Annotated in this window: 23 protein-coding genes; 14 read left to right on the forward strand and 9 right to left on the reverse strand. The window is 71.7% G+C overall.

The genetic code is table 11. From position 1 onward, the window contains the following. Positions 1–4 precede the first annotated feature (4 nt). Positions 5–919 carry an STAS domain-containing protein gene (locus CRM89_RS27845; protein ID WP_371392033.1) on the reverse strand — a complete coding sequence of 305 codons (915 nt, stop codon included), beginning with the start codon at positions 917–919 and terminating at the stop codon, positions 5–7. A gap of 148 nt (positions 920–1,067) precedes the next feature. On the opposite strand from CRM89_RS27845, the gene CRM89_RS27850 reads away from it, so the two are divergent. Then, positions 1,068–1,337, forward strand: coding sequence for a DUF2277 domain-containing protein (locus CRM89_RS27850; RefSeq protein ID WP_011207691.1), 270 nt, complete (start codon positions 1,068–1,070; stop codon positions 1,335–1,337). Positions 1,338–1,381: 44 nt separating this feature from the next. On the opposite strand, the gene CRM89_RS27855 is transcribed toward CRM89_RS27850, so the two are convergent. Next, a complete protein-coding gene (locus CRM89_RS27855; RefSeq protein WP_082668670.1) occupies positions 1,382–1,888 on the reverse strand; it encodes a CinA family protein in 507 nt (168 codons plus the stop codon). Positions 1,889–2,013: 125 nt separating this feature from the next. On the opposite strand from CRM89_RS27855, the gene CRM89_RS27860 reads away from it, so the two are divergent. Continuing rightward, positions 2,014–2,283 carry a cold shock domain-containing protein gene (locus CRM89_RS27860; RefSeq protein WP_011207693.1) on the forward strand — a complete coding sequence of 90 codons (270 nt, stop codon included), beginning with the start codon at positions 2,014–2,016 and terminating at the stop codon, positions 2,281–2,283. A 9-nt stretch (positions 2,284–2,292) separates the two neighbouring features. Here CRM89_RS27860 and galT read toward each other — a convergent pair whose 3' ends face one another. Together galT and CRM89_RS27870 are read right to left on the reverse strand one after the other, a co-directional pair. Then, complete coding sequence (gene galT / locus CRM89_RS27865; protein ID WP_172964645.1) at positions 2,293–3,357, reverse strand: galactose-1-phosphate uridylyltransferase; 1,065 nt, start codon at positions 3,355–3,357, stop codon at positions 2,293–2,295. Positions 3,358–3,393: 36 nt separating this feature from the next. Then, positions 3,394–5,844 carry a LuxR C-terminal-related transcriptional regulator gene (locus CRM89_RS27870; protein WP_127516337.1) on the reverse strand — a complete coding sequence of 817 codons (2,451 nt, stop codon included), beginning with the start codon at positions 5,842–5,844 and terminating at the stop codon, positions 3,394–3,396. A gap of 257 nt (positions 5,845–6,101) precedes the next feature. On the opposite strand from CRM89_RS27870, the gene CRM89_RS27875 reads away from it, so the two are divergent. The 4 genes from CRM89_RS27875 (at position 6,102) to CRM89_RS27890 (ending at position 11,044) form a co-directional block, all read left to right on the forward strand. Beyond that, positions 6,102–7,448, forward strand: coding sequence for a wax ester/triacylglycerol synthase family O-acyltransferase (locus CRM89_RS27875; protein ID WP_098087151.1), 1,347 nt, complete (start codon positions 6,102–6,104; stop codon positions 7,446–7,448). A 204-nt stretch (positions 7,449–7,652) separates the two neighbouring features. Next, positions 7,653–9,896 carry a hypothetical protein gene (locus tag CRM89_RS27880; protein WP_098086667.1) on the forward strand — a complete coding sequence of 748 codons (2,244 nt, stop codon included), beginning with the start codon at positions 7,653–7,655 and terminating at the stop codon, positions 9,894–9,896. Then, positions 9,893–10,405 (forward strand): GtrA family protein, encoded by a 513-nt coding sequence (locus tag CRM89_RS27885; protein ID WP_098086668.1) that lies wholly within the window; start codon positions 9,893–9,895, stop codon positions 10,403–10,405. The genes CRM89_RS27880 and CRM89_RS27885 overlap by 4 nt, the downstream gene beginning before the upstream one ends. Before the next feature lie 129 nt (positions 10,406–10,534). Continuing rightward, positions 10,535–11,044, forward strand: coding sequence for a L,D-transpeptidase (locus CRM89_RS27890; protein ID WP_050767961.1), 510 nt, complete (start codon positions 10,535–10,537; stop codon positions 11,042–11,044). A gap of 24 nt (positions 11,045–11,068) precedes the next feature. Here the strand turns inward: CRM89_RS27890 and CRM89_RS27895 are convergent, their stop codons facing one another. Then, positions 11,069–12,730 (reverse strand): amidase, encoded by a 1,662-nt coding sequence (locus CRM89_RS27895; protein WP_060592937.1) that lies wholly within the window; start codon positions 12,728–12,730, stop codon positions 11,069–11,071. A 225-nt stretch (positions 12,731–12,955) separates the two neighbouring features. Here CRM89_RS27895 and CRM89_RS27900 point away from each other — a divergent pair, with 225 nt between their 5' ends. Continuing rightward, positions 12,956–13,561: a ClpP family protease gene (locus CRM89_RS27900; RefSeq protein WP_060592936.1), complete on the forward strand. Its 606-nt coding sequence runs from the start codon at positions 12,956–12,958 to the stop codon at positions 13,559–13,561. Next, complete coding sequence (locus CRM89_RS27905) at positions 13,558–14,151, forward strand: ClpP family protease (protein WP_011207702.1); 594 nt, start codon at positions 13,558–13,560, stop codon at positions 14,149–14,151. The genes CRM89_RS27900 and CRM89_RS27905 overlap by 4 nt, the downstream gene beginning before the upstream one ends. Before the next feature lie 132 nt (positions 14,152–14,283). Here CRM89_RS27905 and CRM89_RS27910 read toward each other — a convergent pair whose 3' ends face one another. Continuing rightward, positions 14,284–14,655 carry a helix-turn-helix domain-containing protein gene (locus CRM89_RS27910; RefSeq protein WP_011207703.1) on the reverse strand — a complete coding sequence of 124 codons (372 nt, stop codon included), beginning with the start codon at positions 14,653–14,655 and terminating at the stop codon, positions 14,284–14,286. Positions 14,656–14,764: 109 nt separating this feature from the next. Between CRM89_RS27910 and ilvD the strand changes: the two genes are divergently transcribed. Then, on the forward strand, positions 14,765–16,471 hold the full coding sequence (gene ilvD, locus CRM89_RS27915; protein WP_060592935.1) for a dihydroxy-acid dehydratase: 1,707 nt from the start codon (positions 14,765–14,767) through the stop codon (positions 16,469–16,471). A gap of 92 nt (positions 16,472–16,563) precedes the next feature. Continuing rightward, the gene (gndA, locus tag CRM89_RS27920; RefSeq protein ID WP_172964588.1) at positions 16,564–18,006 is read left to right on the forward strand and encodes an NADP-dependent phosphogluconate dehydrogenase; all 1,443 of its coding nucleotides are present in this window, start codon (positions 16,564–16,566) and stop codon (positions 18,004–18,006) included. 104 nt (positions 18,007–18,110) lie between these two features. Here the strand turns inward: gndA and CRM89_RS27925 are convergent, their stop codons facing one another. Then, a complete protein-coding gene (locus tag CRM89_RS27925; protein ID WP_082668667.1) occupies positions 18,111–19,703 on the reverse strand; it encodes a GMC oxidoreductase in 1,593 nt (530 codons plus the stop codon). A gap of 140 nt (positions 19,704–19,843) precedes the next feature. Between CRM89_RS27925 and CRM89_RS27930 the strand changes: the two genes are divergently transcribed. Beyond that, on the forward strand, positions 19,844–20,686 hold the full coding sequence (locus CRM89_RS27930) for a crotonase/enoyl-CoA hydratase family protein (RefSeq protein WP_167547513.1): 843 nt from the start codon (positions 19,844–19,846) through the stop codon (positions 20,684–20,686). Positions 20,687–20,753: 67 nt separating this feature from the next. Here the strand turns inward: CRM89_RS27930 and CRM89_RS27935 are convergent, their stop codons facing one another. Together CRM89_RS27935 and CRM89_RS27940 are read right to left on the reverse strand one after the other, a co-directional pair. Beyond that, a complete protein-coding gene (locus CRM89_RS27935) occupies positions 20,754–21,845 on the reverse strand; it encodes a dihydrodipicolinate reductase (protein ID WP_098086669.1) in 1,092 nt (363 codons plus the stop codon). 44 nt (positions 21,846–21,889) lie between these two features. Then, on the reverse strand, positions 21,890–22,885 hold the full coding sequence (locus tag CRM89_RS27940) for a Rieske 2Fe-2S domain-containing protein (protein WP_098086670.1): 996 nt from the start codon (positions 22,883–22,885) through the stop codon (positions 21,890–21,892). A gap of 95 nt (positions 22,886–22,980) precedes the next feature. On the opposite strand from CRM89_RS27940, the gene CRM89_RS27945 reads away from it, so the two are divergent. From CRM89_RS27945 to CRM89_RS27950, 3 genes are all read left to right on the forward strand, one after another. Next, a complete protein-coding gene (locus CRM89_RS27945; protein ID WP_011207710.1) occupies positions 22,981–23,616 on the forward strand; it encodes a TetR/AcrR family transcriptional regulator in 636 nt (211 codons plus the stop codon). 87 nt (positions 23,617–23,703) lie between these two features. Continuing rightward, the gene (locus tag CRM89_RS31210; RefSeq protein ID WP_167547512.1) at positions 23,704–23,853 is read left to right on the forward strand and encodes a hypothetical protein; all 150 of its coding nucleotides are present in this window, start codon (positions 23,704–23,706) and stop codon (positions 23,851–23,853) included. A gap of 73 nt (positions 23,854–23,926) precedes the next feature. Beyond that, positions 23,927–24,634 (forward strand): hemerythrin domain-containing protein, encoded by a 708-nt coding sequence (locus tag CRM89_RS27950; protein ID WP_060592930.1) that lies wholly within the window; start codon positions 23,927–23,929, stop codon positions 24,632–24,634. Positions 24,635–24,750: the final 116 nt, after the last annotated feature.

Raw genomic sequence — 24,750 nt, forward strand, 5'->3', positions numbered from 1 at the left:
CCGGTCAGTGGGCGGGCTCGGCGCGCCCGCCGTGCTCGCCCGTGCGGGTCACCGCGTAGCCGAGCAGCCGCTCGGCCTCCTCGATGCCGCCCTGCAGGTCGCCGACGGCGTTCATCTTCGACAGGTCCAGCCCGATCGTCACCAGCGTCAGCGCGATCTCCGAGGACAGGCCGGTGATGATCACGTTCGCGCCCATCAGGCCCGACGCGTCGACGGTCTGGACGAGATGGTTGGCCACGGTGGAGTCGATGTCGGGCACGCCGGTGATGTCGATGACCACCACCTTGGCACGGTTCGCTCGGATGGCGCGCAACAGTTGCTCGGTGAGCTGGCGGGCGCGCTGGCTGTCGAGCACGCCGATGATCGGCAGGATCAGCAACTGCTCGCGCACCTGCAGCACCGGCGTGGACAGCTCGCGGATGGCCTCCTGCTGCTGGCGGATGATCCGTTCCCGCTCCTCGACGAAGGAGATCGCCACGGTGCTCGCGATCCGGTTGGCGGCGGGTTCGTAGGCGTCGAGCGCGTGGTTGAGCAGTTCGAAGTTGGACTGGTACTTCTCGAACAGCGAGCGCGCGAGCACGTCGCGCAGCAGCAGCACGATGCCGAGCACCTCGTCGGTCTCCACGCCCCGGGGGATGATGCGTTCGGACAGGTCGCGGGCGTAGGCCTGGAGTGCCTCGACGCTGCCGGTCTCGAGCACCTCGACGTAGTTGTCGTAGATGGAGGTGGCCTCGGAGAAGATCTCCTCCGGGGTCATGGCGGTGAGCAGCTGGGCGTCGGTGATGCGCCGCGCCCACTCCTCGCGCAGGGCGGTGCGGTTCTGCCGCAGGTGCTCCACCAGTTCCGAGAGCAGGCGTTCACCGTTGCCGCCCGGCTGCGTCTGCGCGGGGCTGAACACTTCCGACACCGGGTCCTCCATCGATCGAGACGCCACGGCGGCGCGCGTCGGCCCGCCCCGCCGCATCGTATACCCCCGTGCGGGCGCATCGGCGGAGTTTGCGCGCTTGTGCCGCAGCCGAATTCGTCGACCGACCAGTTCGTCGCGCGGGGCGCGCTAGCCTCGGGGTATGTGCCGAAACATCACCGCTCTGCGCGGGCTGGAGCCCGCCGCGACGCCCGAGGAGATCCAGGCCGCGGCGTTGCAGTACGTGCGCAAGGTCGGCGGGCTGTCCAGCATCTCCGCGGCCACCCGGCCCGCGGTCGACGAGGCCGTGGCCGAGATCGCGGCGGCGACCACCCGCCTGCTGGAACGCCTACCCGAGCGCAAGGTCCCGCCCAAGACCGTGCCACCCCTGCGCCGCCCCGAGGTGGTGGCGCGCCTGCACGCGCACGACTGACCGGCGGGCGGATGCGCCTGGGCGGGGCGGCCCGCCCGCCCGGGCTACTGCGCGGCGTCCCCGCGCACGACCTCGAGCAGGAGTTCGACCGCCCGGTCGACCGTCTGCTCGAGCACCTCGACGGGTTCGCCGTCGAACACGTGGTGCCGGGTGAGCTCGCCGTCGCCGGAGACGACCCCGAACCACACCGACCCGGCGGGCTCGCCGTCCTGCGGGTCGGGCCCACCGACACCGGTCACCGCCACCGCCACGTCCGCCTCGAGCAGGCGCCGGGCACCCGCGGCCATCGCGGCGGCGGCCGTCGCGGAGACCACCGGCACATCGGGCACGTCGAGCAGCCGGTGTTTGACCTGGGCGCTGTAGGAGACGATGCCGCCGCGGAACCACTCGGCGGAATCACCCGCCGCGCCGAGCGCGGCCGACAGTTTGCCGGAGGTGAGCGATTCGGCGACGGCGATCGTGATGCCCTGGCGCAGAGCCACTTCGGCGAGTTCCTCCGCCCGCTGCGATTCGTCGGTCACCCGGTACTCCCTTCTGCGGTTCTCGTCCATCGACGCTACCGTGTCTGCGGGCGGCAGGCTCCTCGGCTGCGCGCGGTGTTTCGGCGGCGCGGAAGCGGGAAATCCGCCTGGACTCGCCGCCGACGCCGCGGCGGGACACGATCAGGAGGGAAGCCATGACCTGTGCGATGCCCGCGCCGCCGGAGGCGTCGACCTGGTACCACGGCACGGTCGCGTGGTTCGACGCGCCGAAGGGGTTCGGATTCATCGAACCGGCCGAGGGGCCGCGCGGCCCCGTCTTCGTCGACTTCTCCAGTATCGAGATGAGCGGCTACCGGACCCTGGTCGAGGGCCAGCCGGTGCGATTCGTCCGTTCGGCGGGCCGCGCGGAGGCCGTGGCGGTGCGGCCGCTGGCCGAGACCGGGTCGGCGGGCGTCGCGGCGTAGCCGGCGCGGTCAGACGTCGCGGAGTTCGGCGGCGACGGTCTCGGGGGTGGTGTCGTTGACGAACACGTGCATGCCCGACTCCGACCCGGCCAGATACTTCAGCTTGCCCGGTGCCCGCCGGATCGAGAACAGTTGCAGGTGCAGCCACCAATCCTCGCGCGGCACAGAGGCATCCGCGGTCGGCGCCTGGTTCCAGGCGGCGACATAGGGCATCGGCGCGTCGAACCGGCGGGCGAAGCGGCCGAGGACGTCGAGGTAGAGGGCGGCGAAGCCGTCGCGCTGGGCGTCGTCGAGGTCGGGCAGGTCGGCGACCTGCCGGTGCGGGTAGAGCTGCACCTCGTAGGGCCAGCGTGCGAACGGCGGCACGAACGCCGTCCACTCGTCGTTGGCGCCCACGACACGCAGCTCCGCGCGCCGCTCGGCGTCGAGGATGTCGCCGAAGAGATTGCGCGCGTGGGCTTCCCGGTAACGCCGGACGTTACCGGCGATCTTCGCCACTCGGGGGGTGACGAACGGGTAGGCGTAGATCTGGCCGTGCGGATGGGTCAGCGTCACGCCGATCTCGGCGCCGTGGTTCTCGAAACAGAACACCTGCTCGATGCCCTCGATCGCGGCCAGCTCCGCGGTCCGGTCGGCCCACACGTCGACCACCAGGCGCGCCCGGGCCGGATCCAGATCGGCGAACGACGCGTCGTGATCGCTGGTGAAACAGACCACCTCGCAGCGGCCGAATCCGTTGCGCAGGGCCGACAGCGGCGCCCCGGTGACCGTCTCCGGCAGCTCGATGCGGTCGGTGGACAGCGAGGGGAAGCGGTTCTCGAACACCGCCACCTGGTAGTCCGCCTCGGGGATCTCGGTGGCCCGGTCCGGCGTGGAGGGGCACAGCGGGCACAGATCGGCGGGCGGCAGGAAGGTCCTGGTCTGGCGGTGTGAGGCGATCACGACCCATTCGCCCAGCAACGGATCGAATCGCGCCTGGGAATGGGTCGACGTCGTGGGCAGCTCGCGGCTGTCCGCGGCGGTCCGCGGGACCGGCTCGGCGTCGTAGTAGTAGATCTCCCGGCCGTCGGCCAGGCTGCGCCGGGTCCTGTGCATTCGCGCCTCTTTCGATCAGAGCAGGCCGCTGCGCCGGGCCGTGTCGAGCGCGCCGACGCGGGAATTCGCGCCGAGTTTGCCATAGATGCCGCGGAGGTGGGTCTTCACCGTATTGATCGACACGCCGAGGTCCGCGGCGATCTGGCCGACGGTGCGGCCGGTCGGCAACTGTTTGAGCACCAGCAGTTCGGTGTCGGTCAACGCCGGCCGCGCGATCTCCCTGCGGGCCGCGGGGTTGGCGCGCACGCGGGCGACGAACGGTTCGTCACGGCCGAACCGGCCCGAGAAGACGTCGAGCAGGGCGACCGCGCCCGGCACGTCGAGGAACGGCCGCACGAATTCCTCGTCGGCCGCGTCCCGCACCGCGCGATCGAGCATGTCGCCCGCGGCGCGCGGGCGGTCGAGGCGGTAGCGGGCGATCGCGCACAGCAGGCGCGCGGTGACCCGGCTGCTCGGCCGCAGCGCCGCGGGCTCACGCAGCAGCGGCTCGACCAGCTCCAGGGTCTGGCGCGGCTTCTCCTCGGCGTGCGCGCACGCTCCGCGCGCCAGCGTGACGTCGGGCACGTCACCGAGCAGGTTGCGGGCCCGGTCCACCAGCAGTCGCGCGGTCCGCGGTTCGTGCCTGCGCAGCAGCGCCCACACCACGTGCGGGAGCAGCGCCGCCGTGCTCGCGGCGATCCCGTCGTGATCGAGCAGGGCGATCATGTCGCGGTGCAGGGCGTCCACCGCCGTGCCGGTCTCGGCGGCCAGCAGTTGCCCCACGAGGTGGCCGTGCCTGCCGACGAGCGGACTGTGCGCGCCGTCCCGGTCGCGGTGCATGGCCAGCGCCGCCGCCAGCTGGGTGGGCTCGGGCTGCTCCCCGCGCAGGTAGGCCGCGGCCGCGGCGACCGTCATCGCCTGTGCGGCGTCGGGCGAGTCGAGCAGGTCGTGCTCGCGGGCCAGCGCCAGCGCCCGGCCGGCGCGCTGCCGCATCGCGGTGGTCGATTCCGCGGCGCCCGCCGCGAACGCCAGCCGGGCCGCCGCCCGCACTGCCAGGCGCGGGTGGCAGGCATGGTCGGCCAGGGCGAGCCCGCGGTGCAGCAGCTCCTCACCGTCGGCGAGTTGCCCGCGCACGATGGCCGCGGTCGCCACCTGGATCGCGGTGTAGCAGTCGATGTCCGCGTGGCCGGTCGGTTCCACCGGGCCCGGCGGCTCGGGCAGCCGTCCGGTGGCCGCCGCCACGTCGACGGCGAGGGCGCGCAGCAGCGCGTCCGTCCAGGCCCGCGGGGCGAAGGAGGTGCGGTGGGTGCGCCGGGCCAGGGCCAGGTCGAGGCAGGCGACGGCGTCGGCGGTGTCGCCGTGCACGAGCGCGTCGAGCACCCGCAGCGCCCACACGTACGGGTCGTCGAGCACGTCGTTGGCCGTGCGGGTGAGTTCGGCGAACAGCACCGAGCCCGCGCCGTCGAGAACCAGTGTCGGGCCTGCGGCGGTCACGAAATCCAGCAGTGGCGCCCGGTCACCGGCCGCGCACAGGTGGGTCAGCGCGGCGGGCAGGTGCCCGGCGGCGTGCAACCAGCGCGCCGCGCGCAGGTGCAGCGCGCGGATCCGGTCGCGGCCGAGGCGGTCGGCCTCGGCGCGGAAGTGCGCGCGCAGCATCGGGTGATAGCTGAACCACAGTTCGGTGCCGCGGGGCGTGCGGACGAGCGGGAAGCCGAGCCGGTCCAGCTCGTCGAGGCAGTGGCCTGCGCCGCCGCCCACGAGGTCGTCGGCCAGCTTCTCGGTGAACGTCGCGGGCACGCCGGTGACGGTGAGGAACTCGCGCAGGGTGGGGGACAGGCCGTCCAGGAGTTCGGCGCCCAGATAGTCCACCACCGCGTGCGGCAGCCGGGTCGCCAGCACCGCGAGTTCGTCGCGGTGCGCGGCCAGGTGCACGGCCGTGATACGGACCAGCGCGGCCCAGCCGCCGGTCAGCTCGGACAGCGCCGTCCGGCCCCCCTCGTCGAGGGTGACGCCGTGCTCGGCGCACAGCCCGCCGATCTCCTCCGGGGTGAGGGCCAGTTCGGCCGCGCCCAGCCGGGTCAACCGGGCCTGTAGTTCGAGCAGATGCCAGCGGATCGGCGGATCGAACCGGGCACAGACCACCACGGTGAGTTCCGGCGGGGCCTCGAGCAGGAACCGCTCCAGACCGGCCAGCGCCGCCGGATCGTCCAGCAGATGCGCGTCGTCGAGGATCAACACTCCCGGTGTGGTGGTGGCGAGCCGGGCGCGCACGGCCGCCGCCGGTTCGGCCGCCGCGGTGAACTCGTCGGCGGCGCCCACCCAGTGGACGGCGAGATCACTACGGTGCGTCGCCCAGTCGGCGAGCAGGACCGTCTTCCCGGCGCCCGCCGGTGCGCTGACCAACAGCACCCGTCCGGACCGCGCCGCCACCGCGGCGTCGACGGCCTCGAACAGGACCGGCCTGGCGATCGGAGTGAACGGCGGCACCGGCACAGGTGAACGCCGTGGCCGTCCCGGGTCGTGCGAAGTGTTCACGCCTGCCCTGCCTTTTCGATGTTCCTCCCGGACCGAAAAAACGCGATTCACCACGAGCACACTCAGAGACGGGAATTTACCGGATACTCCCACCTGCGGTTTCGACCCGCCGGATCTTGTTATTCAAATTTCATCCCAGGTTCGGGCCCGCGCGCGTGGCGGCACCCGATACCGTGGGCGTACCGGTTGTCTGCGTCGTGGAGGACGTCATGCAGTGGATGTCGCCGACCGATTCGATGTTCCTGCTGGCGGAGTCCCGCGAACATCCCATGCACGTCGGAGCGTTGCAGTTGTACAGCCCGCCGCCGGACGGCGATCCGGACTACGTGCGGTCGATGTACGAGAAAGTGTGCCAGGCAACCGAATTCCGGCCCACCTTCCGTAAACACCCGGCGCGAATTTTCGGCGGATTCGGAAATATCGCGTGGACCACCGACGACACCGTCGATCTGGACTATCACCTGCGGCGCTCGGCCCTGCCCCGGCCCGGCCGCGTGCGCGAACTGCTCGAGCTCACCTCGCAATTGCACAGCACCCTGCTGGACCGGCATCGGCCGCTGTGGGAAGCGCATCTGGTGGAAGGGCTGGCCGACGGCCGCTTCGCGGTCTACACCAAGCTGCACCACGCGCTGATGGACGGCGTGTCGGCGCTGCGGATGCTGCAACGCACCCTCGACGAGGATCCGGACTCGCCGGAGCTGCGAGTGCCCTGGAACCTCCCGCCGCGCGAATCCGGTGCCCGCGGCGGGGACCGCTCGTGGTTGACCGGGCTGGCCAGGGACGTGGCCCGCACCCCGCCCGCCACGCTGGCGCTGGCCAGGACGGCACTGGCCGAACACGAGGTGCTGCTGCCGTTCTCCGCACCGAAGACCATGCTCAACGTCCGCATCGGCGGCGCACGGCGCTGCGCGGCCCAGTCCTGGCCGTTGGAGCGGATCGCCGCGATCCGGGAACGGACCGGCGTCACCCTCAACGACGTGGTGCTGGCCATGTGCGCCGCGGCACTGCGCGCCTACCTGATCGAGAACGACGCGCTGCCCGACACCCCGCTGGTGGCGATGGTCCCGGTGTCGTTGCGCACCGAGGACGAGTCCGACGAGGGCGGCAACCGGGTGGGCACCATCCTGTGCAACCTGGCCACCGACCTGGCCGACCCCGCCGCCCGGCTGACCGTGATCAGCGAATCGGCCCGCATCGGCAAGGAACAGATGAGCGCCCTGCCCCGGCCGCTCGCGCTGGCCGTGTCGGCGTTGATGATCGCGCCGCTCGGACTCGTCGGCCTGCCCGGCTTCGTCACCGCGACCCGGCCCGCGTTCAACATCGTCATCTCCAACGTGCCCGGCCCGCGGGTGCCGATGTACTGGCAGGGCGCCCGGCTGGACGGGAACTATCCGCTGTCGATCGTGCTCGACGGGCAGGCCGTCAACATCACCGTGAGCAGCCGCGACGCCTACCTCGACTTCGGCATCGTCGGCTGCCGCCGCAGCGTCCCGCACCTGCAACGCCTGCTCGGCCATCTCGAGGACGGCCTCACGGACCTGGAGAAAGCCGCCTGAGCGGGTCAGCGCCCGGAGGTGGTAGCGGAGCGTGGCCACGGAGGGCGCCCCGCTCGGGCACAGTCGACACCGCCTGAGCGGGTCAGCGCCCGGAGGCGGTAGCGGAGCGTGGCCACGGAGGGCGCCCCGCTCGGGCACAGTCGACACCGCCTGAGCGGGTCAGCGACCGGAGGGGCGCGGGGGTGCCTGTAGGGTCTGGAACTCGTGGCGGACAGGGGAACGCTCGCTCCGCGAGGCATCTACACATGGGGCATCATCACCGCGCTCGGCGTCGTCGCGGGGTACGCCGCGGTGCTGGCGGCCAACCCGCGGCACTTCTACACCGACGACACCGAATCCCAGTACGCCCCACTGTGGGTCATGCTCGGGCGCAGCCTGCGCGAGGGCCGGTTTCCGACCATGGTGCCCGAGCACTGGCTGGCGGGTAACTACACGATCGAGGAGGCGGGTCTGCTCAACCCGCCGCAGTTGCTGATCGACCTGCTCGCGCCGTCGATGGACAACCTGGCGCTCTACGCCACCGTCGTGAAGTTGATCTTCGCGGTGATCCTCGCGCTCGGTGTCTACCGGGTGTGCCTGGTCTACGGTGCGCGGGCGCCGTGGGCGGCGGTCGCGGGCGTGGCGATGCCGTTCAGCGGCTGGCTGTTGTTCTTCGACGAGGCCAGCTGGTGGACGGCGCTGACCGGCACCGCCTGGCTGGTGCACGCCTGGGCCTCGGGGGTGCGCTACGCGCGTGGCCGCAGCGGGCCGATCCCCACGTTCGTGTTCCTGTACCTGGTGATGTCGGTGCAGTACATCTTCCCGGCCGTGGAGGCGGGGCTGGTGATCGGCGCGGTGCTCGTCGGCGAGCTGATCCACCAGCGCGACCGGCGCGGTCCGCTGCGCCTGGCGCTGGTGTCGGTGTGCGCGGCCGCGGCCGGGTTGATGACCTACCTGCCGAGCCTGCTGTCGGCCAAGGCCACCTGGCGCGGCACCGCGCAGATCAACAACGAGCAGTTGCTGGCCGTGCCGTGGTCGGAGTCGTTGAATGCCGGTCTGCCGAGCACACTGCCCGCCTTCACCTCGTGGTGGGGGTATGTGCAGCCGATGCCGGTGGTCTACATCGCCTGGTTCCTGATCCCGGGGCTGGCCTTCGTGGACTGGCGCGCGGCGCGGGCGGGACTGCGGGAACTCACCGCTCCCGCGCTGTTCTCGGTGGCGGTGCTGATGTGGACCGCGGGCCCGGGGGCGATCGGTCCGCTGCGCTGGCCCGCCCGGGTGTTGCCGATGCTGGCACTCGGGTTGCTGATCCTGGTGTGCGTGCTGCTCGGCCGCTACGGCACCGTCGCCGACGCGCGCAAGCGGCTGCTCGTGGCGGGCGGTCTGCTCGGCGTGCTGCTGGTCCGTTCGGCCGCCGCGGCGCCCGACGAGACGGTGTGGCACGTGGTCTGGGTCGTCGTGCTCGCCGTCCTCGGCGCGGGAGTGGTGGCGCTGGCCCGTCGCGGGCGGGCCACCGCGGCCTGCGCGGTGGTGATCGTCTCGGTGGTCCCGATCGCCTACGCGCAGGTGTCGGCCGCGCAGCCGACGCCGCTCGGCTGGAATCTGCCGACCCATCGTTCGGAGATGAAGGCCGCCTTCCCGGACTTCGACGGCACCACCCTGCAACTGGCCGACCGCGCGCTGATCCGCCCCGAGGAACGCAGCCTCGACGGCGCGTACGGATCGCTGGTGTTCGGCAATTACGCCAAGAACCTGGAGCGCAGCTACGTCGGCGGCTACACCCCGAACGGGCACTTCTGGTTCGGGGAGACGTTGTGCATGCGCTGGGACACCAGCGTCTGTCCCGACGCCTACCGCCGCGCCTTCGCCACCGAGCCGAGCACCGGCCGTACGATCGTCGATCTGATGAAGATCGACCGTGTGGTGCTCCAGCGCGCGCTCTATCCGGACGCGCGCGACCAGCCCGCGCCGCCGGGCTGGAAGTGGGTCGATTACCCGGGCCACGAGCGCTACATCGCGGTGCTCGAGCGAATCGACGGCCCGGTGTCCACCCGGGACGGCCGCATCGCCGCCGCCCCCGGCGTCACGGCCACCTCGCTCGCCGAATCCGACACCGCCAGCCGGGTGCGGGTGAGCAGCGCCGAGGGCGGCCGGGTGGTGTTCGCGCGGCTCGGCTGGCCCGGCTACCGCGCCACCCTCGACGGCCGGGACGTGCCGGTCGACCTGGTCGGCAATGTCTTCGCCGCGGTGGACATCCCGGCGGGAACCGAGAATGCCGAGCTGGAGCTGACCTGGTCGCCGCCGGGTCGGCCGCTGGGGATGGGCGCGGCCGCGCTCGGCCTGCTCGGCGTGGCGCTCCTGCAGTGGCTGTACCGGCGCGACCGCCGCGACCGCGGCGACTCGGGCGACGCCGACGCCTCCCCGCCGGACGTCGAACGCGAAGCCGATCTGGTCGGCGCGCGACCATGACCGCCGACGCCGTCCGCGCGCCGGACACCCCCGCCACCTGGCCACCGCCGCGGTCCGCCACCGCGACGGCGGAGACCCGCGACGCGGGCGCCGATCCCGGCCCGCTGTTGCGGGTGGTGCGGCGGCAGGAGCTGGCGTTCGCGGTGGTCGGCGCGTTCAACACCGCCCTCGGCATGGCGTTGACCGTGGCGTGGCTGCTGGTGCTCGGTGCCGGGGTGAGCCCGGCCGTCGCGCCCGCGCTGGCCTACGCGGTGAGCATCGTCGTCGCCTTCACCCTGCACCGCACGCTGGTGTTCCGGGTGCGCGGGCGGCTGGTCCGCGACTTCGTGGCCTTCGTGGTGGTGAATTCCGGTGGGCTGCTGATGAACATGGTGCTGTTGCAGCTGGCCGTGCAGGTCGCGCATCTGCCGCGCATCCCGGCCGCGCTCGGGGTGATGGCGGTGGTCGCGGTCGCCAGCTTCTTCGGGCACCGGCACATCTCCTTCCGCAGGCGTCCGCCGCTGCGCTGACGTCGGGGGGAGCGTTACCGCGCTCTTGACCGGGGTATCCGGCTGTCGTCATGATCGTCTGACACCTCGAGGTGTTCCCGGCAGCCGGCGGTGCAACGGAGCCCGCCCGGCAGAGAGGGCAGGTGCGTGATGAGCAGATTGCGTAAGCGGCACTGGGCGGGACGCCTCGCGGTCGTCCTCGGCCTCGCGTCCGCCGCCGGTTTCGGCACCGGCATCGCCCAGGCCGAGCCCCTGTGGCCCGGCGGTCCCGACATTCCCGGCGTCCCGGCGATCATCCAGCCGCCGCCCCCGGTCGCGCCGTGTTCGGCCCAGGCCAGGGCCTGCATGCGGTTGTCGACCAACGAGGCATGGCTGATGGACAACGGCCGCGTCACGTACGGGCCGACCCCGGTCTCACACGGCATGCCCGGCTACGAGACACCGCCCGGGGTCTTCAAGGTGTCGTTCAAGCGCGAATTCCATTGGAGCACCATGCACAACGCTCCGATGCCGTACGCCACGTTCTTCAACGGCGACATCGCCTTCCACGTCGGCCCCATCGAGAAGGAGTCGCACGGCTGCGTCCGGATGACGCACGAGGGCGCCAAGGCCTTCTACGAATACCTGTGGCCCGGCGACGTCGTCGAAGTGGTGGAGTGAGAGAAGTGGTGGAGTGAGAGCTGCCTAGACCGGCGCGGCGGTCGTGGTGGGGATGAAGCTGAACGCGGGCGCCGCGGCGTCGGTGTTGGTGGGGTCGGGGCCCGGGCCGGGCGTGCCGAGCCCCACCTGCGGCAACGGTCGCGGATTCGGTCGCAGGGGCGGCACATCGCGCCAGTGCGGGGCGGCCGCCTCGATCGCGAGCCCGAGCGGGAGCAGATCGGCCTCGCCCCACGGCCGCCCACCCAGTTGGACGCCGAACGGCAGGCCGGTCACCCGGGAGCGGCCCGCCGGGAGCGAGAGTGCCGGTGCGCCGGAGTAGTTCGCCCAGGTGACCGGGACATGGTCGGCGCCCAGGATGGAGGCCGCGGCGGCGGTGCTGCGCGGCATGCCGTCGGTGGCGGCGCCGGGCAGCACCAGGGCGTCGATCCCGTCCTCGTCGAAGAGGCGGTTGTAGGCGCGCTGATAGGTGGCACGGGCCCGGCTGTACTGCAGGTAGTCCGTGGACGGGATGCCGAGTGAGGCCAGCCCGACCTCGACCACGGCCGCGCTGAGCGGCCGGAACAACCCGAGCTGCTCGATCCACTGCCGGTGGTACATGCCGAGTTCCACCGCGTCGCCGGTGGCCAGGCCCTCCGGCTCGGCGGGCATCCGCACCTCGCGCAGCTCGCCGCCGAGATCGGTGACGACGCCGAGGAATTCGGTGAACAGCCTGCCCAGCTCCGCGGGCAGCCGGTCGGCGGCGACCGGGACGCCGAACACCCTGCCGCCCAGCGGTTTCGCCGCCTCCGGCGCGGTGAACGGGAACCCGGCCGCGGGCAGCGGCGGCGCGGTGCCGGTGACCGGATCGTTGGCGTCGGCGCCCGCCATGAACGACAGCAGCAGCGCCGCGTCGGCGAGCGTGCGGCCCATCGCCGCGGGATGGTCCCTGGTCCACATCACCGGGATGACACCGTACTTGCTGCACCGGCCGAAGGTCGGCTTGATCGCGCTCACGCCGCAGCGGGAGGCGGGCAACCGCGCCGAACCGCCGGTGTCGGTGCCCAGCGCCAGGGGCGCGTACCGCGCCGCCAGCGCCGCCGCGCTGCCACCGGAGGAGCCGCCCGCGGTGTCGTCGGTCTTCCACGGATTGCCGACCTGCGGGGTGGCGGTCATGATGGCGAACTCGTCGGTGTGGGTGTGGCCGAGCAGTACCGCGCCGTGCTCCCGCAGCCGCCGCCACACCGTCGCGTCACCGGCGGCGATGTTGCCGTCGAGGACCCGGCTGGACGCGGTGAGCGGCAATCCGGCCACCGCGTAGAGATCCTTGACCGCGATCGGCAGTCCGCACAGCAGCGGCGCGTCGCCCGCGGCCAGCCGCTGCGCGGCCTGTTCGGCCTGGTCGTGCGCCAGCTCGGGGTAGGTGCGGATCCAGGCGTTGGTGGCGCCGTCGTAGTCGGCGCTGCGGCGCAGGCAGGCGTCGAGCAGATCGACCGGATGCAGGGTGCGTGCCTGCAACAGGCTCGCGGCCTCCAGCGCGGTCAGCATGGCTGGGTCGGTGGCCGCCACGGTGGCCGGGTCGGGCAGCCGGGGCGCGGGCCGGCGCGGCAGCGGCACGCCGTGCGCGAGGCCGGGCAGCGCCGTGGCGCCCACCGCGGCCCCCACGCTCGCGCCTCGGAGGAAGGACCTGCGCGAAACGGGTGACTGCACGTGACCCCCTGAGTGTTCGTCGGACGACGAGCATGCACCGGCCGGAACCGATGCGCAGAACCTATCAGAGCAGCACCCGGTGCCCCCGGAACCGGGGGCACTTGCCAGCAGTTTTCGGACATACCTCGCAGCACGGCGCGTACCCCACCGTCGCGCTGCTGTGAGCAGATCCGCCCACGGCAGCGTGGCCCCCGCGCGGGCCGCGAGCGGGGGCAGGGTGGAGGCATGGCTCACGACGACAAGACCCCGCTGTTCGGTTGGCGGGCACGGGAACAGCTGCTGAGCAGGCGCATCCTGGTGCTCGACGGACCGCTCGACGACGACAACGGCACCCTGCTCGCCACCCAGTTGCTCACGCTGGCCGCCGAGAACGACGAGGCGCCGATCTCGCTGTGGATCCACTCGCCGGGCGGTTCGGTGCCCGCGATGCTGGCGATCCGCGACGTGATGCGCCTCGTGCCCTGCGAGGTGTCCACGCTCGCGCTCGGATTGGCCTGCAGCGCAGGACAATTCCTGCTCTCGGCGGGCAGCCGGGGCAAACGGTTCGCGCTGCCGCACGCGCGCGTGCTGATGCACCAGGGATCGGCGGGCATCGGCGGCACCGCCGTCGACGTGGAGGTGCAGGCCGACGACCTGCGCCACACGGTCGAGACGGTGCTCGGGTTGATCGCCGCCGACACCGGCCAGCCCTACGCCCGGATCTACGAGGACTCCCTGCACGACCGCTGGTTCACCGCCGCGCAGGCCAAGGAATACGGCTTCATCGACCACATCGTCGACAGCTTCGGCCAGGTCGTCCCGCAGCGGCCGCGAGTGGGGATCACGCTATGAGCACCTACACCATTCCCAACGTCATCGCCCAGCATCCCCGCGGTGGCGAGCGCATCACCGACATCTACTCGCACCTGCTCGCCGAGCGGATCGTCTACCTGGGCACGCCGATCGACTCCGGGGTCGCCAACGCGCTGATCGCGCAGCTGCTGCACCTGGAATCGGAGAGCCCCGACCAGGAGATCAACTTCTACATCAACTGCGAGGGCGGCGACCTGCCGTCGATGCTGGCCGTCTACGACACCATGCAGCACATCGGCGCGCCGGTGCACACCACCTGCGTCGGGCAGGCCATCGCGGTCGGGGCGGTGCTGCTGGCGGGCGGCGCGCCGGGGCAGCGCGCGATGCTGCCGCACGCCCGCGTCGTGCTGCACCAGCCCGCCGCGCGCGGCCAGGGGCCGATCCCGGACCTGATCCTGCAGGCCGACGAGCTGGTGCGGATGCGGTCCGAGATCGAGGCGATCCTGTCCAGGCACACCGGCCGCTCCCCGGAGCAGCTGCGCGAGGACACCGACCGCGACCGCGTCTTCACCGCGACCGCCGCCCTCGAATACGGGCTGATCGACACGGTGCTGAGTCCGCGGGGTTGAGCGGGGCGGCCTGCGGGGGTGACGCTGCGCTGCCGCCTCCGGCCGCTGACCCGCTCAGGCTGTGTTGGATGTGCCTGAGCGGGGCGGCCTGCGGGGGTGACGCTGCGCTGCCGCCTCCGGCCGCTGACCCGCTCAGGCGGCGCGCAGGGTGAGGGTGGGGCCCGCGCTGCTGCGCCGGGCGAAGGCGGCGCGGCGCCGCCGCATCCGCAGCTCGTCGGCGACCAGTTCGGTCAGCCCGCCCAGGGTGGTGCCCAGGGCGCCGGCCAGCGCCGCGATCATCTCGCTGGAGGGCTCCTTGCGCCCGCGCTCGACCTCGGAGAGGTACTGCGGGGAGATGCCCGCGCGCGCGGCGGTCTCGGCCAGCGTCTCGTCCTGTTCGCGGCGCAGCAGGCGCAGGCGTTCGCCGAGCACCTCCCGCCATAGCGGCTCGGCAGCGGTGTCGGGTTCGGGCCGCCGGTCCGCGCGCCCGCCCGGGATCGAGTGCAGTCTCGGATGCTCGGTCATGCTCGCAGCCTACGATCCGGCCCCCGGTGCGAGCGCTCGATTACGCTCTGGGCGGACGAATTCGGCGTGGCCGTCGGCGGCGCGCGGTCGCAGCGAGCATGATGGGGCCGTGGCCGAGCAGACGAACACCCCCGACCTCAAGCCCCGCAGCCGTGACGTCACCGACGGGCTGGAACGCACCGCCGCCCGCGGCATGCTGCGCGCGGTGGGCATGGGCGACGACGACTGGGAGAAGCCGCAGATCGGCGTCGCCTCCTCCTGGAACGAGATCACCCCGTGCAACCTGTCGCTGGACCGGCTCGCGCAGGGCTGCAAGGACGGCGTGTTCGCCGCCGGTGGCTTCCCGATGCAGTTCGGCACCATCTCGGTCTCCGACGGCATCTCGATGGGCCACGAGGGCATGCACTTCTCGCTGGTGTCGCGCGAGGTGATCGCCGACAGCGTGGAGACGGTGATGCAGGCCGAGCGGCTCGACGGCTCGGTGCTGCTGGCCGGGTGCGACAAGTCGCTGCCCGGCATGCTGATGGCCGCGGCCCGCCTCGACCTGGCCAGCGTGTTCCTCTACGCGGGCTCGATCCTGCCCGGCATCGCCAAGCTCTCCGACGGCACCGAGCGCGAGGTGACGATCATCGACGCGTTCGAGGCGGTCGGAGCGTGCGCGCGCGGGCTGATGAGCCGGGCCGACGTCGACGCCATCGAACGCGCGATCTGTCCCGGCGAGGGCGCCTGCGGCGGCATGTACACCGCCAACACGATGGCCAGCGCGGCCGAGGCGCTGGGCATGTCGCTGCCCGGCAGCGCCGCACCGCCCGCCACCGACCGCCGCCGCGACGGGTACGCCCGCCGCAGCGGTCAGGCCGTGGTCGAGCTGCTGCGCCGCGGCATCACCACCCGCGACATCCTCACCAAGGAGGCGTTCGAGAACGCCATAGCGGTGGTGATGGCCTTCGGCGGCTCGACCAACGCGGTGCTGCACCTGCTCGCGATCGCGCACGAGGCACGGGTGGAGCTCACCCTCGACGATTTCGCGCGGGTGGGCAGGCGGGTGCCGCACCTGGCCGACGTCAAGCCGTTCGGCGCGCATGTGATGACCGATGTCGACCGCATCGGCGGCGTGCCGGTGATGATGAAGACCCTGCTCGACGCCGGACTGCTGCACGGTGACTGCCTCACCGTCACCGGCCGCACCGTCGCGGAGAACCTCGCCCACATCGCCCCGCCCGACCCGGACGGCAAGGTGGTGCGGGCGCTGAACGATCCGATCCATCCCACCGGCGGCATCACCATCCTGTCCGGCTCGCTGGCGCCCGGCGGGGCGGTGGTGAAATCCGCCGGTTTCGACGAGGACGTCTTCACCGGCACGGCCAGGGTCTTCGATCGCGAACGCGCCGCGATGGACGCCCTCGAGGACGGCACCATCACCGCAGGCGACGTGGTGGTCATCCGCTACGAGGGCCCCAAGGGTGGACCCGGCATGCGCGAGATGCTGGCCATCACCGCCGCCATCAAGGGCGCGGGCCTGGGCAAGGACGTGCTGCTGCTCACCGACGGCCGCTTCTCCGGTGGCACCACCGGACTGTGTGTCGGGCACGTCGCGCCCGAGGCGGTGGACGGCGGTCCGATCGCGTTCGTCCGCGACGGCGATCGCATCCGGCTCGACGTGGCCGCGGGCACCCTGGACCTGCTGGTGGAGCCCGCCGAACTCGAGCGGCGCAAACAGGACTGGCGACCGCTGCCGCCGCGCTACACCCGCGGCGTGCTCGCCAAGTACACCAAGCTGGTCGGTTCGGCCTCGGTCGGCGCGGTCTGCGACTGAGCGGGGGTGTCGCGGCGCGGGACGCGCCGTTTAGTAGCTTGGCATCCGGGCTGATCGCACCCACCGGACCGTCGAACGAAGAGAGCTGATCGATGCCGACCTCTACCGCGCGGGCACACATCGGTGTGACCGGACTGGCTGTCATGGGCAGCAACATCGCCCGCAATTTCGCCCGGCACGGCTACACCGTCGCGCTGCACAACCGCTCGGTGGCCAAGACCGACGCGCTGCTGGCCGAACACGGCGGCGACGGCGACTTCGTCCGCACCGAGACCATCGAGGAGTTCGTGGCGGCGCTCGAGCGGCCGCGGCGGGTGCTGATCATGGTCAAGGCGGGCGAGGCGACCGACGCGGTGATCGAGGAACTGGCCGCGGCGATGGAGCCGGGCGACATCATCATCGACGGCGGCAACGCCCTCTACACCGACACCATCCGCCGCGAGGCCGCCCTGCGCGAGCGCGGGCTGAACTTCGTCGGCGCCGGCATCTCCGGCGGCGAGGAGGGCGCGCTCAACGGCCCGGCGATCATGCCGGGCGGCCCGGCCGAGTCCTATGAATCGCTCGGCCCGCTGCTGGAATCCATCGCGGCGAAGGTCGACGGCACCCCCTGCTGCACCCACATCGGCCCCGACGGTTCGGGTCATTTCGTGAAGATGGTGCACAACGGCATCGAGTACGCCGACATGCAGCTGATCGGCGAGGCCTACCACCTGTTCCGCGACGCGCTCGGCTTCGACGCCGGGCAGATCGCCGTGGTGTTCACGCAGTGGAACAGCGGCGACCTGGAGAGCTACCTGGTGGAGATCACCGCCGAGGTGCTGAACCAGGTCGACGCCAAGACCGGCCGCCCGCTGGTGGACGTGATCGTCGACGCCGCCGAGCAGAAGGGCACCGGCCGCTGGACGGTGAAGTCGGCGCTGGATCTGGGGGTTCCGGTCACCGGCATCGCCGAGGCGGTGTTCGCCAGGGCGCTGTCGGGTTCGCGCGCCCAGCGCAAGGCCGCCACGGGCCTGGCCGCGGGCACCCTCGCCGACCGCCCCACCGATGTCGAGCAGTTCACCGAGGACATCCGCCGCGCGCTCTACGCCTCCAAGGTGGTGGCCTACGCGCAGGGCTTCGATCAGATCGCCGCGGGCAGCGCCGAATACGGCTGGAACCTGCGCCCGGGCGACCTGGCGACCATCTGGCGTGGCGGCTGCATCATCCGCGCCCGGTTCCTCAACCGGATCAAGGAGGCCTACGACAAGGATCCGCAGCTGCCGAGCCTGATCCTGGACCCGTACTTCCGCGAGGCCATCGAGGCGGGTATCGACAGCTGGCGCCGCGTGGTGTCCACCGCGACCCTGCTCGGTATCCCGGTGCCCGCGTTCGGTTCCTCGCTGTCCTACTACGACGCGCTGCGCTCGCCGCGGCTGCCCGCCGCGCTCACCCAGGCCCAGCGCGACTACTTCGGCGCCCACACCTACGAACGCATCGACGCCGACGGCAAGTACCACACCCTCTGGAGCGGCGACCGCAGCGAAGTCACCGCCTGAGCGGTCAGCGGCCGGAGGCGGTAGCGGAGCGTGACCACGGAGGCCGCCCCGCTCAGGCGAATTGAGCACAGCCTGACGGGTCAAGCGGCCGGTCCTTTCGCCGGTCAGATGACGGTGCCGACGTCCTCGGCGACGAGGGTGTCGAGGGCGTGTTCGGCCACCGCGGCGATCGTCATGGACGGGTTGCAGGCCGCGGTGTTGCCGGGCATCAGCGCGCCGTCGAGTACGTACAGGCCGGGCTGGTCGTGCACCCGTCCGTACACGTCGCACACCGTGCCCATGCAGGCGCCGCCCAGGGCGTGCCAGGTGGAGGGGAAGAGCTCGTTGGTGTCGATCAGTACCGTGCCCGGTCCGGCGATGCGGTGCGCGAGCGGGCCGATGCGGGTGTTCTGGATGGTGGCGTCGCCGGTCGCGGGCCAGTGCAGCACCGCCTCTTCGGCGGCGTGGTCGTAGGCGAAGTGCCCGCGGTCGGCGCTGACGCCGTAGCCGACCATCATGGTGCTCATCGGATCCACCTGCAGTGGCGGGATGGAGGCCTGGATGAGCGTGCACGCCCGGTGTGGGTCGTCCCAGATCTTGCTGCCGTAGACCACCGGACCGCCCTGCGCGCGACCGAAGTTCGCCGCCGGGTTGAACCACGCGTAGATGCGGTCGGCGTTGGTGCCCCAGCCGTGGCCGAGCGCGTCGGGCAGGTCCGGGATGCGTCCGGTGGCGGCGGCTCGCACCAGCAGCTTGGTGGTGTTGAGGCTGCCCGCGGCCATGATCAGCGCCCCGGTGGTGATGATCTTCTGCTCGAGCACCGCGCCGGTGGTGTCGAGCCGGTCGACGTGGACCGTCCAGCGGCCGTCGGCGGCGCGCTCGACGTCGGTCACCTGGTGCAGGGTTTCCACCCGGACCAGTCCGGTGGCCTCGGCGGCGGCGATGTAGGTGACGTCGACGGAGTTCTTGCCGCCGTTGTTGACGCCCATCGCGCCGTCGCCGTTGGTGTAGGAGGGCTTCATCTCCCCGCGCAACTCGGCCAGCGCGTAGTTCCAGTCGATCGGCATGGGGATCTTGTCCAGCGGTAGGCCGGCCTTGCGGACGTGGTCGGCGAAGACCCGGGCCGCGAGATAGTTGGGGGAGTCGATCAGTTCGTCCGGGGCGACCGCGAGGCCGAGCATCCGCGCGACCCGCGGGAAATGCACCCGGTCCAGCACGTCCCAGTCGAGTTCGGCCGGGAAGTGCAGTTCGAACACCGCTCGCGCCGGTTGCAGCGACATCCCTTGGTAGACCAGCGATCCGCCGCCCAGCCCGGCGGCGCACAGCGCGGTCATGTTCGCCCCGGCGACGGCCTCGATCAGACCGGTGTAGGGCTCGAACGCCAGCGGTTGGCCGAACAGGTTGGGATTGGACCGGTACCACAGCAGCCGTTTGTCCGGCGCCGAGGCGCGCGGGAAGGTCTCGGCGTTGGGGCCGGTCGGCCAGCGCATGCCGCGCTCGAGCAGCAGCACGGGCACGCCGGCCTGGGCCAGCCGCAGCGCGCTCACGCCGCCGCCGAACCCGGAGCCGACCACGACGGCGCGGTGTTCTTCCCTGGTCAGGGGGATCTGGTTGACGCGGGCGGCCACGGGTTGCCGCCCTGTGCTGTGCGCGGCGGCGAGCAGCACGCCCGCCGCCGCGGCTCCGGTCAGCAGGGACCGGCGCGTGATCTCCGACATTCGCCACCTTGTGTCACGAGGATGACCGGACACCGTTGTCCGGTCGGTGGGAGTCTGCCGCCGAGGAGCCCTGGGCGTCAAGAGTTTCGCGGGAAGACGGGGGATGCCGGCGCCGGGTCGCCGATGGCATGCTGTCCGCTATGGCCGATATTCGCCTGGACGTCACCGACGCCATCGCCACCATCACCCTGCACCGTCCCGAGCAACTCAACGCGTTCACCCTCGCGATGAGCCGTGAGCTGATCGAGGCGTTCGACACCTGCGACAACGACGACGCGGTGCGCGCCGTCGTGATCACCGGCGCCGGGCGCGCGTTCTGCGCGGGGGCCGATCTGTCCCTGGGCGCGGAGACCTTCGCCGCGCCCGAGGACGCCGACTCCTACCGGGACGCCGGTGGTGAGGTGGTGCTGCGGATGTTCGAGTCCCGCAAGCCGATCATCGCCGCGGTGAACGGGCCCGCCGTCGGCGTCGGCATCACCATGACGCTGGCGGCCGATTTCCGCCTCGCCGTCGAGACCGCGCGCATCGGCTTCGTCTTCAACCGCCGCGGTATCGTCCCCGAATCCTGCTCGAGCTGGTTCCTGCCCCGCCTGGTGCCCATGCAGACCGCGCTGGACTGGGTGTATTCCGGGCGGCTGGTGGACGCCGACGAAGCGCACCGCGCCGGACTCTTCGCCGCCCTGCACGCGCCGGAGAAGCTGCTGGACGAGGCGTATGCCCTGGCCAAGCGGGTCACCGAGCAGTCGGCGCCGGTCTCGGTGGCGCTGTCGCGGCAGATGCTCTGGCGCGGCCTCGGCGCCGACCACCCGATGATCGCCCACCGCGTGGAATCGCGCGGCCTGCACCACCGCGGCGCCAGTGCCGATGCGCGCGAAGGGGTCACCGCCTTCCTGGAGAAGCGCCCCGCCCGGTTCCCGGACAGCGTGCGGGACCTGCCCGACATCTTCGGCGACGACCTGCCGGTGCCGCCGTTCCGGAGCTGAACCGGACCCGCCCGCAGCCGGTTCGGATCGGCACCCGACGACGAGAACCGCGGCGGCGGCGCGGTTCTCAGCGCGCGAAGCGTCCGGCGAACGCGCGCAAGGGCAGATCGGCGCTGGTGAGTATCCCCGACGGGGCCGCGACGACCGACCGGATCGCGTTGAGGGCGGGCAGGCCGGTCACGGTCATGCCGATGGACGCGAACGAGGACGGGTCGGTGAGATCGACACCGGCCCTGGGGAAGATCATGTGCTTGCTGTACACGTTCGGGTCGCCGGTGATCCGGGTGATGTAGCAGCCCTTGATCTCCCACTTCGGGTCGGTGTGCGGGGTCATCTGCCATTCCAGGTGCGATTCCACCCGCGCCACCCCGTCGACCATGCCGCGGTAGCGGATGTAACTGCCGCCGAGAGAGCCCTCGCGCAGGTGGTACCAGCCCAGGTCGACGTCCTTGGTGCACGCGCCGAGCCGGTAGTCGAAGGTGACCTCGTCGAGGGTCAGGTCGAAGCAGTCGGCCATCAGGTGCACGGAGTCGGCGAAGACGCTGGTGTACTTCTCCAGCGAGCCGGGGATCGACGGATCGTCCACCGGCAGGCCGTAACCCACCGCGCGCCAGGTCTCGGCCGAGTGGTGACACGACACGTCCACCGACTCGATGACGGTGACGTTCTCGATGTCGGCCACGTCGCAGGTGTGCACGATGCCGAGGATCTGGCACAGGCCGGGATTCATCCCGGTGCCGTAGAAGGTCGAGCCGCCCTTCCGGCACGCCTCGGCGATCACCCCGCTGGTCCGGCGGCCGGAGGGGTGCGGGTGATTGGCGTCGCGGTGGTGGCCGGTGATCCAGTCGGCGGTGGTGACCACGTCGATCCCGGCCTCGAGCACCCGCACGTAGAGGTCCTCGTCGGGGAAGACGCCGTGGAAGGTCAGCACATCGGGCCGGGCGGCGAGGATCTCGTCCACCGAACCGGTCGCCACCACCCCGATCGGGGCAAGTCCGGCCAGCTCGCCGACGTCGCGGCCGATCTTCTCCGGTGTGTAGCAGTGCACGCCGATCAGCTCCAGGTCGGGATGATTGCCGATGCGCTTGATCATCTCGGTGCCGACATTGCCGGTGGCCACCTGGAAGACGCGGATCGGTGGTCGGGTGCGCTCGGTCATCGTCGTCCGTCCTTCTGTCGAGAATGGTTGTTCGGTGCGAACATTCAGCGCACCCGGTCGGCGGGATAGAACTGCCGCGCCCAGGTGCGCAGTGCCTTGAATCCCGCGTATTCGGCGCGGGCCAGCGCGGGCGGATCGGAATAGCGCTGGTGTGACCAGATGTGGATGTCGGCGAGGAACTGATCGATCACCGCCTGTCCGAACATCAGCGCCTTGTCCGACGGGTTGTCGCGGTCCTTGCCCGGCGGGCAGCCGATCCACACCGTGAACCGCACGTCGCAGGTGGCGTCGTCGACCGGGGTCACCGCCGAGACGGTGCGGTTGTCGACCATGCCCCAGCTCTTGGTGACCGCGACGCCGAGTCCGGCATTGATCGCCTGCACGCCGCTGCGCACCTCGTCGGCGGATCGGGCGCCCTCGCCGAAATCGATGGTGAAATCCACCCGGGAGATCGGCGCGTCGAACTCCTGACGGGTGAACACCGGCACGATCGGCACCTTGTGCACGTATGTGAAATGCGCGAAGTCCACGCCGTTTTCGAGCACGTACTGCGGATGCAGTTCCAGCCGTTCGCGGAACAGGGTGCCGTGCGGGTGGGCGCGGTGGTAGTCGGCTTCGGTGCGCCCGTCGCCGAATCCGGTGAACACGTCGGGCACCTCGAAATACGGTGCCCTGCCGTGCACGTCGTGCCAGAGGTAGATCGACTCGTTGCGCTCGACGACGGGGTAGCTGCGGATGCGGCGCACCGGATTGGGGCGGTCCTCGTAGGGGATGCAGACGTTGCGGCCCTCGCGGTTCCATTCCCAGCCGTGGAACGGGCACACGATCCGCTCGCCGTCGACGGTGCCGCCGTGGCCCAGGTGGGCGCCGAGGTGCTCGCAATAGGCGTCCATCACCGCGACGGCGCCGGAGGCGCTGCGCCAGCAGATCATCTCGCGCCCGAAATAGCTCATCCGGCGGACCTCGCCGACGCCGACCTCGGCCGACCAGGCGACCTGGAACCAGCCGGTGGGATTCATCGGTAGCGGCGGTTTGGCCATCGGGAGCCCCTTCCTCGTTCGAAGGAATCGTAGTGGGCTCTGTGAAAGTTTGGCAGAGACTTCTGTGAAATCGGCCTGCCGCTACCATCCGACCCATGACCGAGGCCGACTCCAGCAATCGGCGCGCCAACCGGCGCGGCATGGCGACCCGGGAGAGCATGCTCGACGCCGCGCTGCGCTCGCTGGCCACCGGAGACCCCGGCTCGGTCTCGGGTAACCGCATCGCCAAGGACATCGGCGCGACCTGGGGTGCGCTGAAATACCAGTTCGGCGACATCGACGGCCTGTGGGCCGCCGTGCTGCGCCGCACCGCCGAGCGCCGCGGGGAACTGCCGGTCGGCCTCGCCCCGGGCGGACCGCTGCGCGAACGTGTCGCGGCCACGGTCGACACGCTCTTCCGTGGGCTCACCGGCACCGACTCGCGCGCGATCGAGACCCTGCGCGCCGCGCTGCCGCGGGAACACGCCGAACTCGAACGGCTCTACCCCCGGACCGCCGCCGAACTGGCCTCCTGGAACAAGGCGTGGGTGCGCGCGTGCCAGAAGGCCTTCGCCGATCTCGACGTCGATCCCGAGCGGGTGCGCGAGGTCGCGGCCTTCCTGCCCGGCGCCATGCGCGGCATCGTCTCCGAACAGCAGCTGGGCACCTACGTGGACCTCGACGAGGCCCGCCGCGGGCTGGCCGCCGCCATCGTTGCCTACCTCGAACACTCCCGGCCCGCACGGCGCTGACCGGCCGGGGCCGCACGGGCCCGAGGCCGCGCCGATTGATCCGTCCCGGGCGGGGTAGCTCGAAGCCGACGACGAAAGGGGCCGGCCATGACACGCGAGCGCGACGACGCGGACACACGCGACGAGGACGAACCGAAGGGCGGTAGGCCCGGGCCGACCGATCAGGGCCGCGACGGCGGAATGGCCACGCGGGAGCTCGCGCCCGAGCTCACCGAGCCGGAGGAATCCCGCGACTGAGCGGCACGGGTCGTTTGAGCAGGACGGCGCCCGGGTAGGCGGGGCGAGACCCCGTTCGACGAAGGAGCCGATCATGGCGCGTTCACTGGCCGATCAGACCGAGACGGAACTGGGCGGTGCGCGCAGCGTGCTCACCATGCAGCGCCGCGACCATCAGGACCTGGAGGCGCTGCTCGAGCGCATCGGCAGCAGCGCGGGCGACGAGCGCGCGGCGGCGCTCACCGAACTGTGCCGGCTGGTGTTCCCGCACGCCTTCGCCGAGGAGGCGGTGCTGTGGCCGCTGCTGCGCCGGGTGCTGCCCGACGGCGAGGAACTGACGCTGCGGGTCGAACAGGAGCACCAGGAGATCAACGAACTGTTCACCCGCCTGGAGACGATGGATGTCGACAGCCGGGAGCACCACCTGCTCTTCGCCCGGATCGCGCAATTGCTGCGCGAGGACGTCCGGGACGAGGAGGACGTGTTGTTGCCGAAGTTGCAGGAGGCGGTCGGCGCCGACACGCTGCGCCGGATCGGCTGGGCGTGGCTGGCGGTGCGCCGGACCGCGCCCACCCGGCCGCACCCGACGGTCGCGCGCAGGCTGCCGGGCAACGCCCTGGCGGCGGTGCCGCTGGCGCCGCTGGATCGGTCGCGGGACCGGCTCGATCAGGTGGCCCGGCGGGCGCCCGGCCGGTGGGCGACCGGATGTGTGCGCGCCAGCCGGGCGCTGGCGCAGGTCGCCGGCGCGGTGGAGCACCTGCCGCCGCTGCGCCGCGGCGAGCACCCGTCCACCCGCACCTGATCCACGGCGCGATGGAGCGGCGTGGCCCGCCGCTCCATTTTTGGGTGCGCGAAACACGGTGTCGCCCAAACAGTTCCGGAAACTGCCAGGCGGAAATTCTCAGGTTTGTGCGTGCG

Origin of the sequence: Nocardia sp. FDAARGOS_372 (assembly GCF_002554515.1) — a bacterium.
Classification (GTDB): domain Bacteria; phylum Actinomycetota; class Actinomycetes; order Mycobacteriales; family Mycobacteriaceae; genus Nocardia; species Nocardia farcinica.

Excerpts from the sequence above, each read along its gene's own strand:
- CRM89_RS27905 (WP_011207702.1), top strand. The coding sequence starts at position 13,558 with ATGAGCACCTACACCATTCCCAACGTCATCGCCCAGCATCCCCGCGGT.
- CRM89_RS27900 (WP_060592936.1), top strand. The coding sequence starts at position 12,956 with ATGGCTCACGACGACAAGACCCCGCTGTTCGGTTGGCGGGCACGGGAA.
- CRM89_RS27945 (WP_011207710.1), top strand. The coding sequence starts at position 22,981 with ATGACCGAGGCCGACTCCAGCAATCGGCGCGCCAACCGGCGCGGCATG.
- CRM89_RS27855 (WP_082668670.1), bottom strand. The coding sequence starts at position 1,888 with ATGGACGAGAACCGCAGAAGGGAGTACCGGGTGACCGACGAATCGCAG.
- CRM89_RS27875 (WP_098087151.1), top strand. The coding sequence starts at position 6,102 with ATGCAGTGGATGTCGCCGACCGATTCGATGTTCCTGCTGGCGGAGTCC.
- CRM89_RS27935 (WP_098086669.1), bottom strand. The coding sequence starts at position 21,845 with ATGACCGAGCGCACCCGACCACCGATCCGCGTCTTCCAGGTGGCCACC.
- CRM89_RS31210 (WP_167547512.1), top strand. The coding sequence starts at position 23,704 with ATGACACGCGAGCGCGACGACGCGGACACACGCGACGAGGACGAACCG.
- CRM89_RS27860 (WP_011207693.1), top strand. The coding sequence starts at position 2,014 with ATGACCTGTGCGATGCCCGCGCCGCCGGAGGCGTCGACCTGGTACCAC.
- CRM89_RS27890 (WP_050767961.1), top strand. The coding sequence starts at position 10,535 with ATGAGCAGATTGCGTAAGCGGCACTGGGCGGGACGCCTCGCGGTCGTC.
- CRM89_RS27950 (WP_060592930.1), top strand. The coding sequence starts at position 23,927 with ATGGCGCGTTCACTGGCCGATCAGACCGAGACGGAACTGGGCGGTGCG.
- CRM89_RS27940 (WP_098086670.1), bottom strand. The coding sequence starts at position 22,885 with ATGGCCAAACCGCCGCTACCGATGAATCCCACCGGCTGGTTCCAGGTC.
- gndA (WP_172964588.1), top strand. The coding sequence starts at position 16,564 with ATGCCGACCTCTACCGCGCGGGCACACATCGGTGTGACCGGACTGGCT.
- CRM89_RS27845 (WP_371392033.1), bottom strand. The coding sequence starts at position 919 with ATGGAGGACCCGGTGTCGGAAGTGTTCAGCCCCGCGCAGACGCAGCCG.
- CRM89_RS27885 (WP_098086668.1), top strand. The coding sequence starts at position 9,893 with ATGACCGCCGACGCCGTCCGCGCGCCGGACACCCCCGCCACCTGGCCA.
- CRM89_RS27925 (WP_082668667.1), bottom strand. The coding sequence starts at position 19,703 with ATGTCGGAGATCACGCGCCGGTCCCTGCTGACCGGAGCCGCGGCGGCG.
- CRM89_RS27850 (WP_011207691.1), top strand. The coding sequence starts at position 1,068 with ATGTGCCGAAACATCACCGCTCTGCGCGGGCTGGAGCCCGCCGCGACG.
- CRM89_RS27910 (WP_011207703.1), bottom strand. The coding sequence starts at position 14,655 with ATGACCGAGCATCCGAGACTGCACTCGATCCCGGGCGGGCGCGCGGAC.
- CRM89_RS27930 (WP_167547513.1), top strand. The coding sequence starts at position 19,844 with ATGGCCGATATTCGCCTGGACGTCACCGACGCCATCGCCACCATCACC.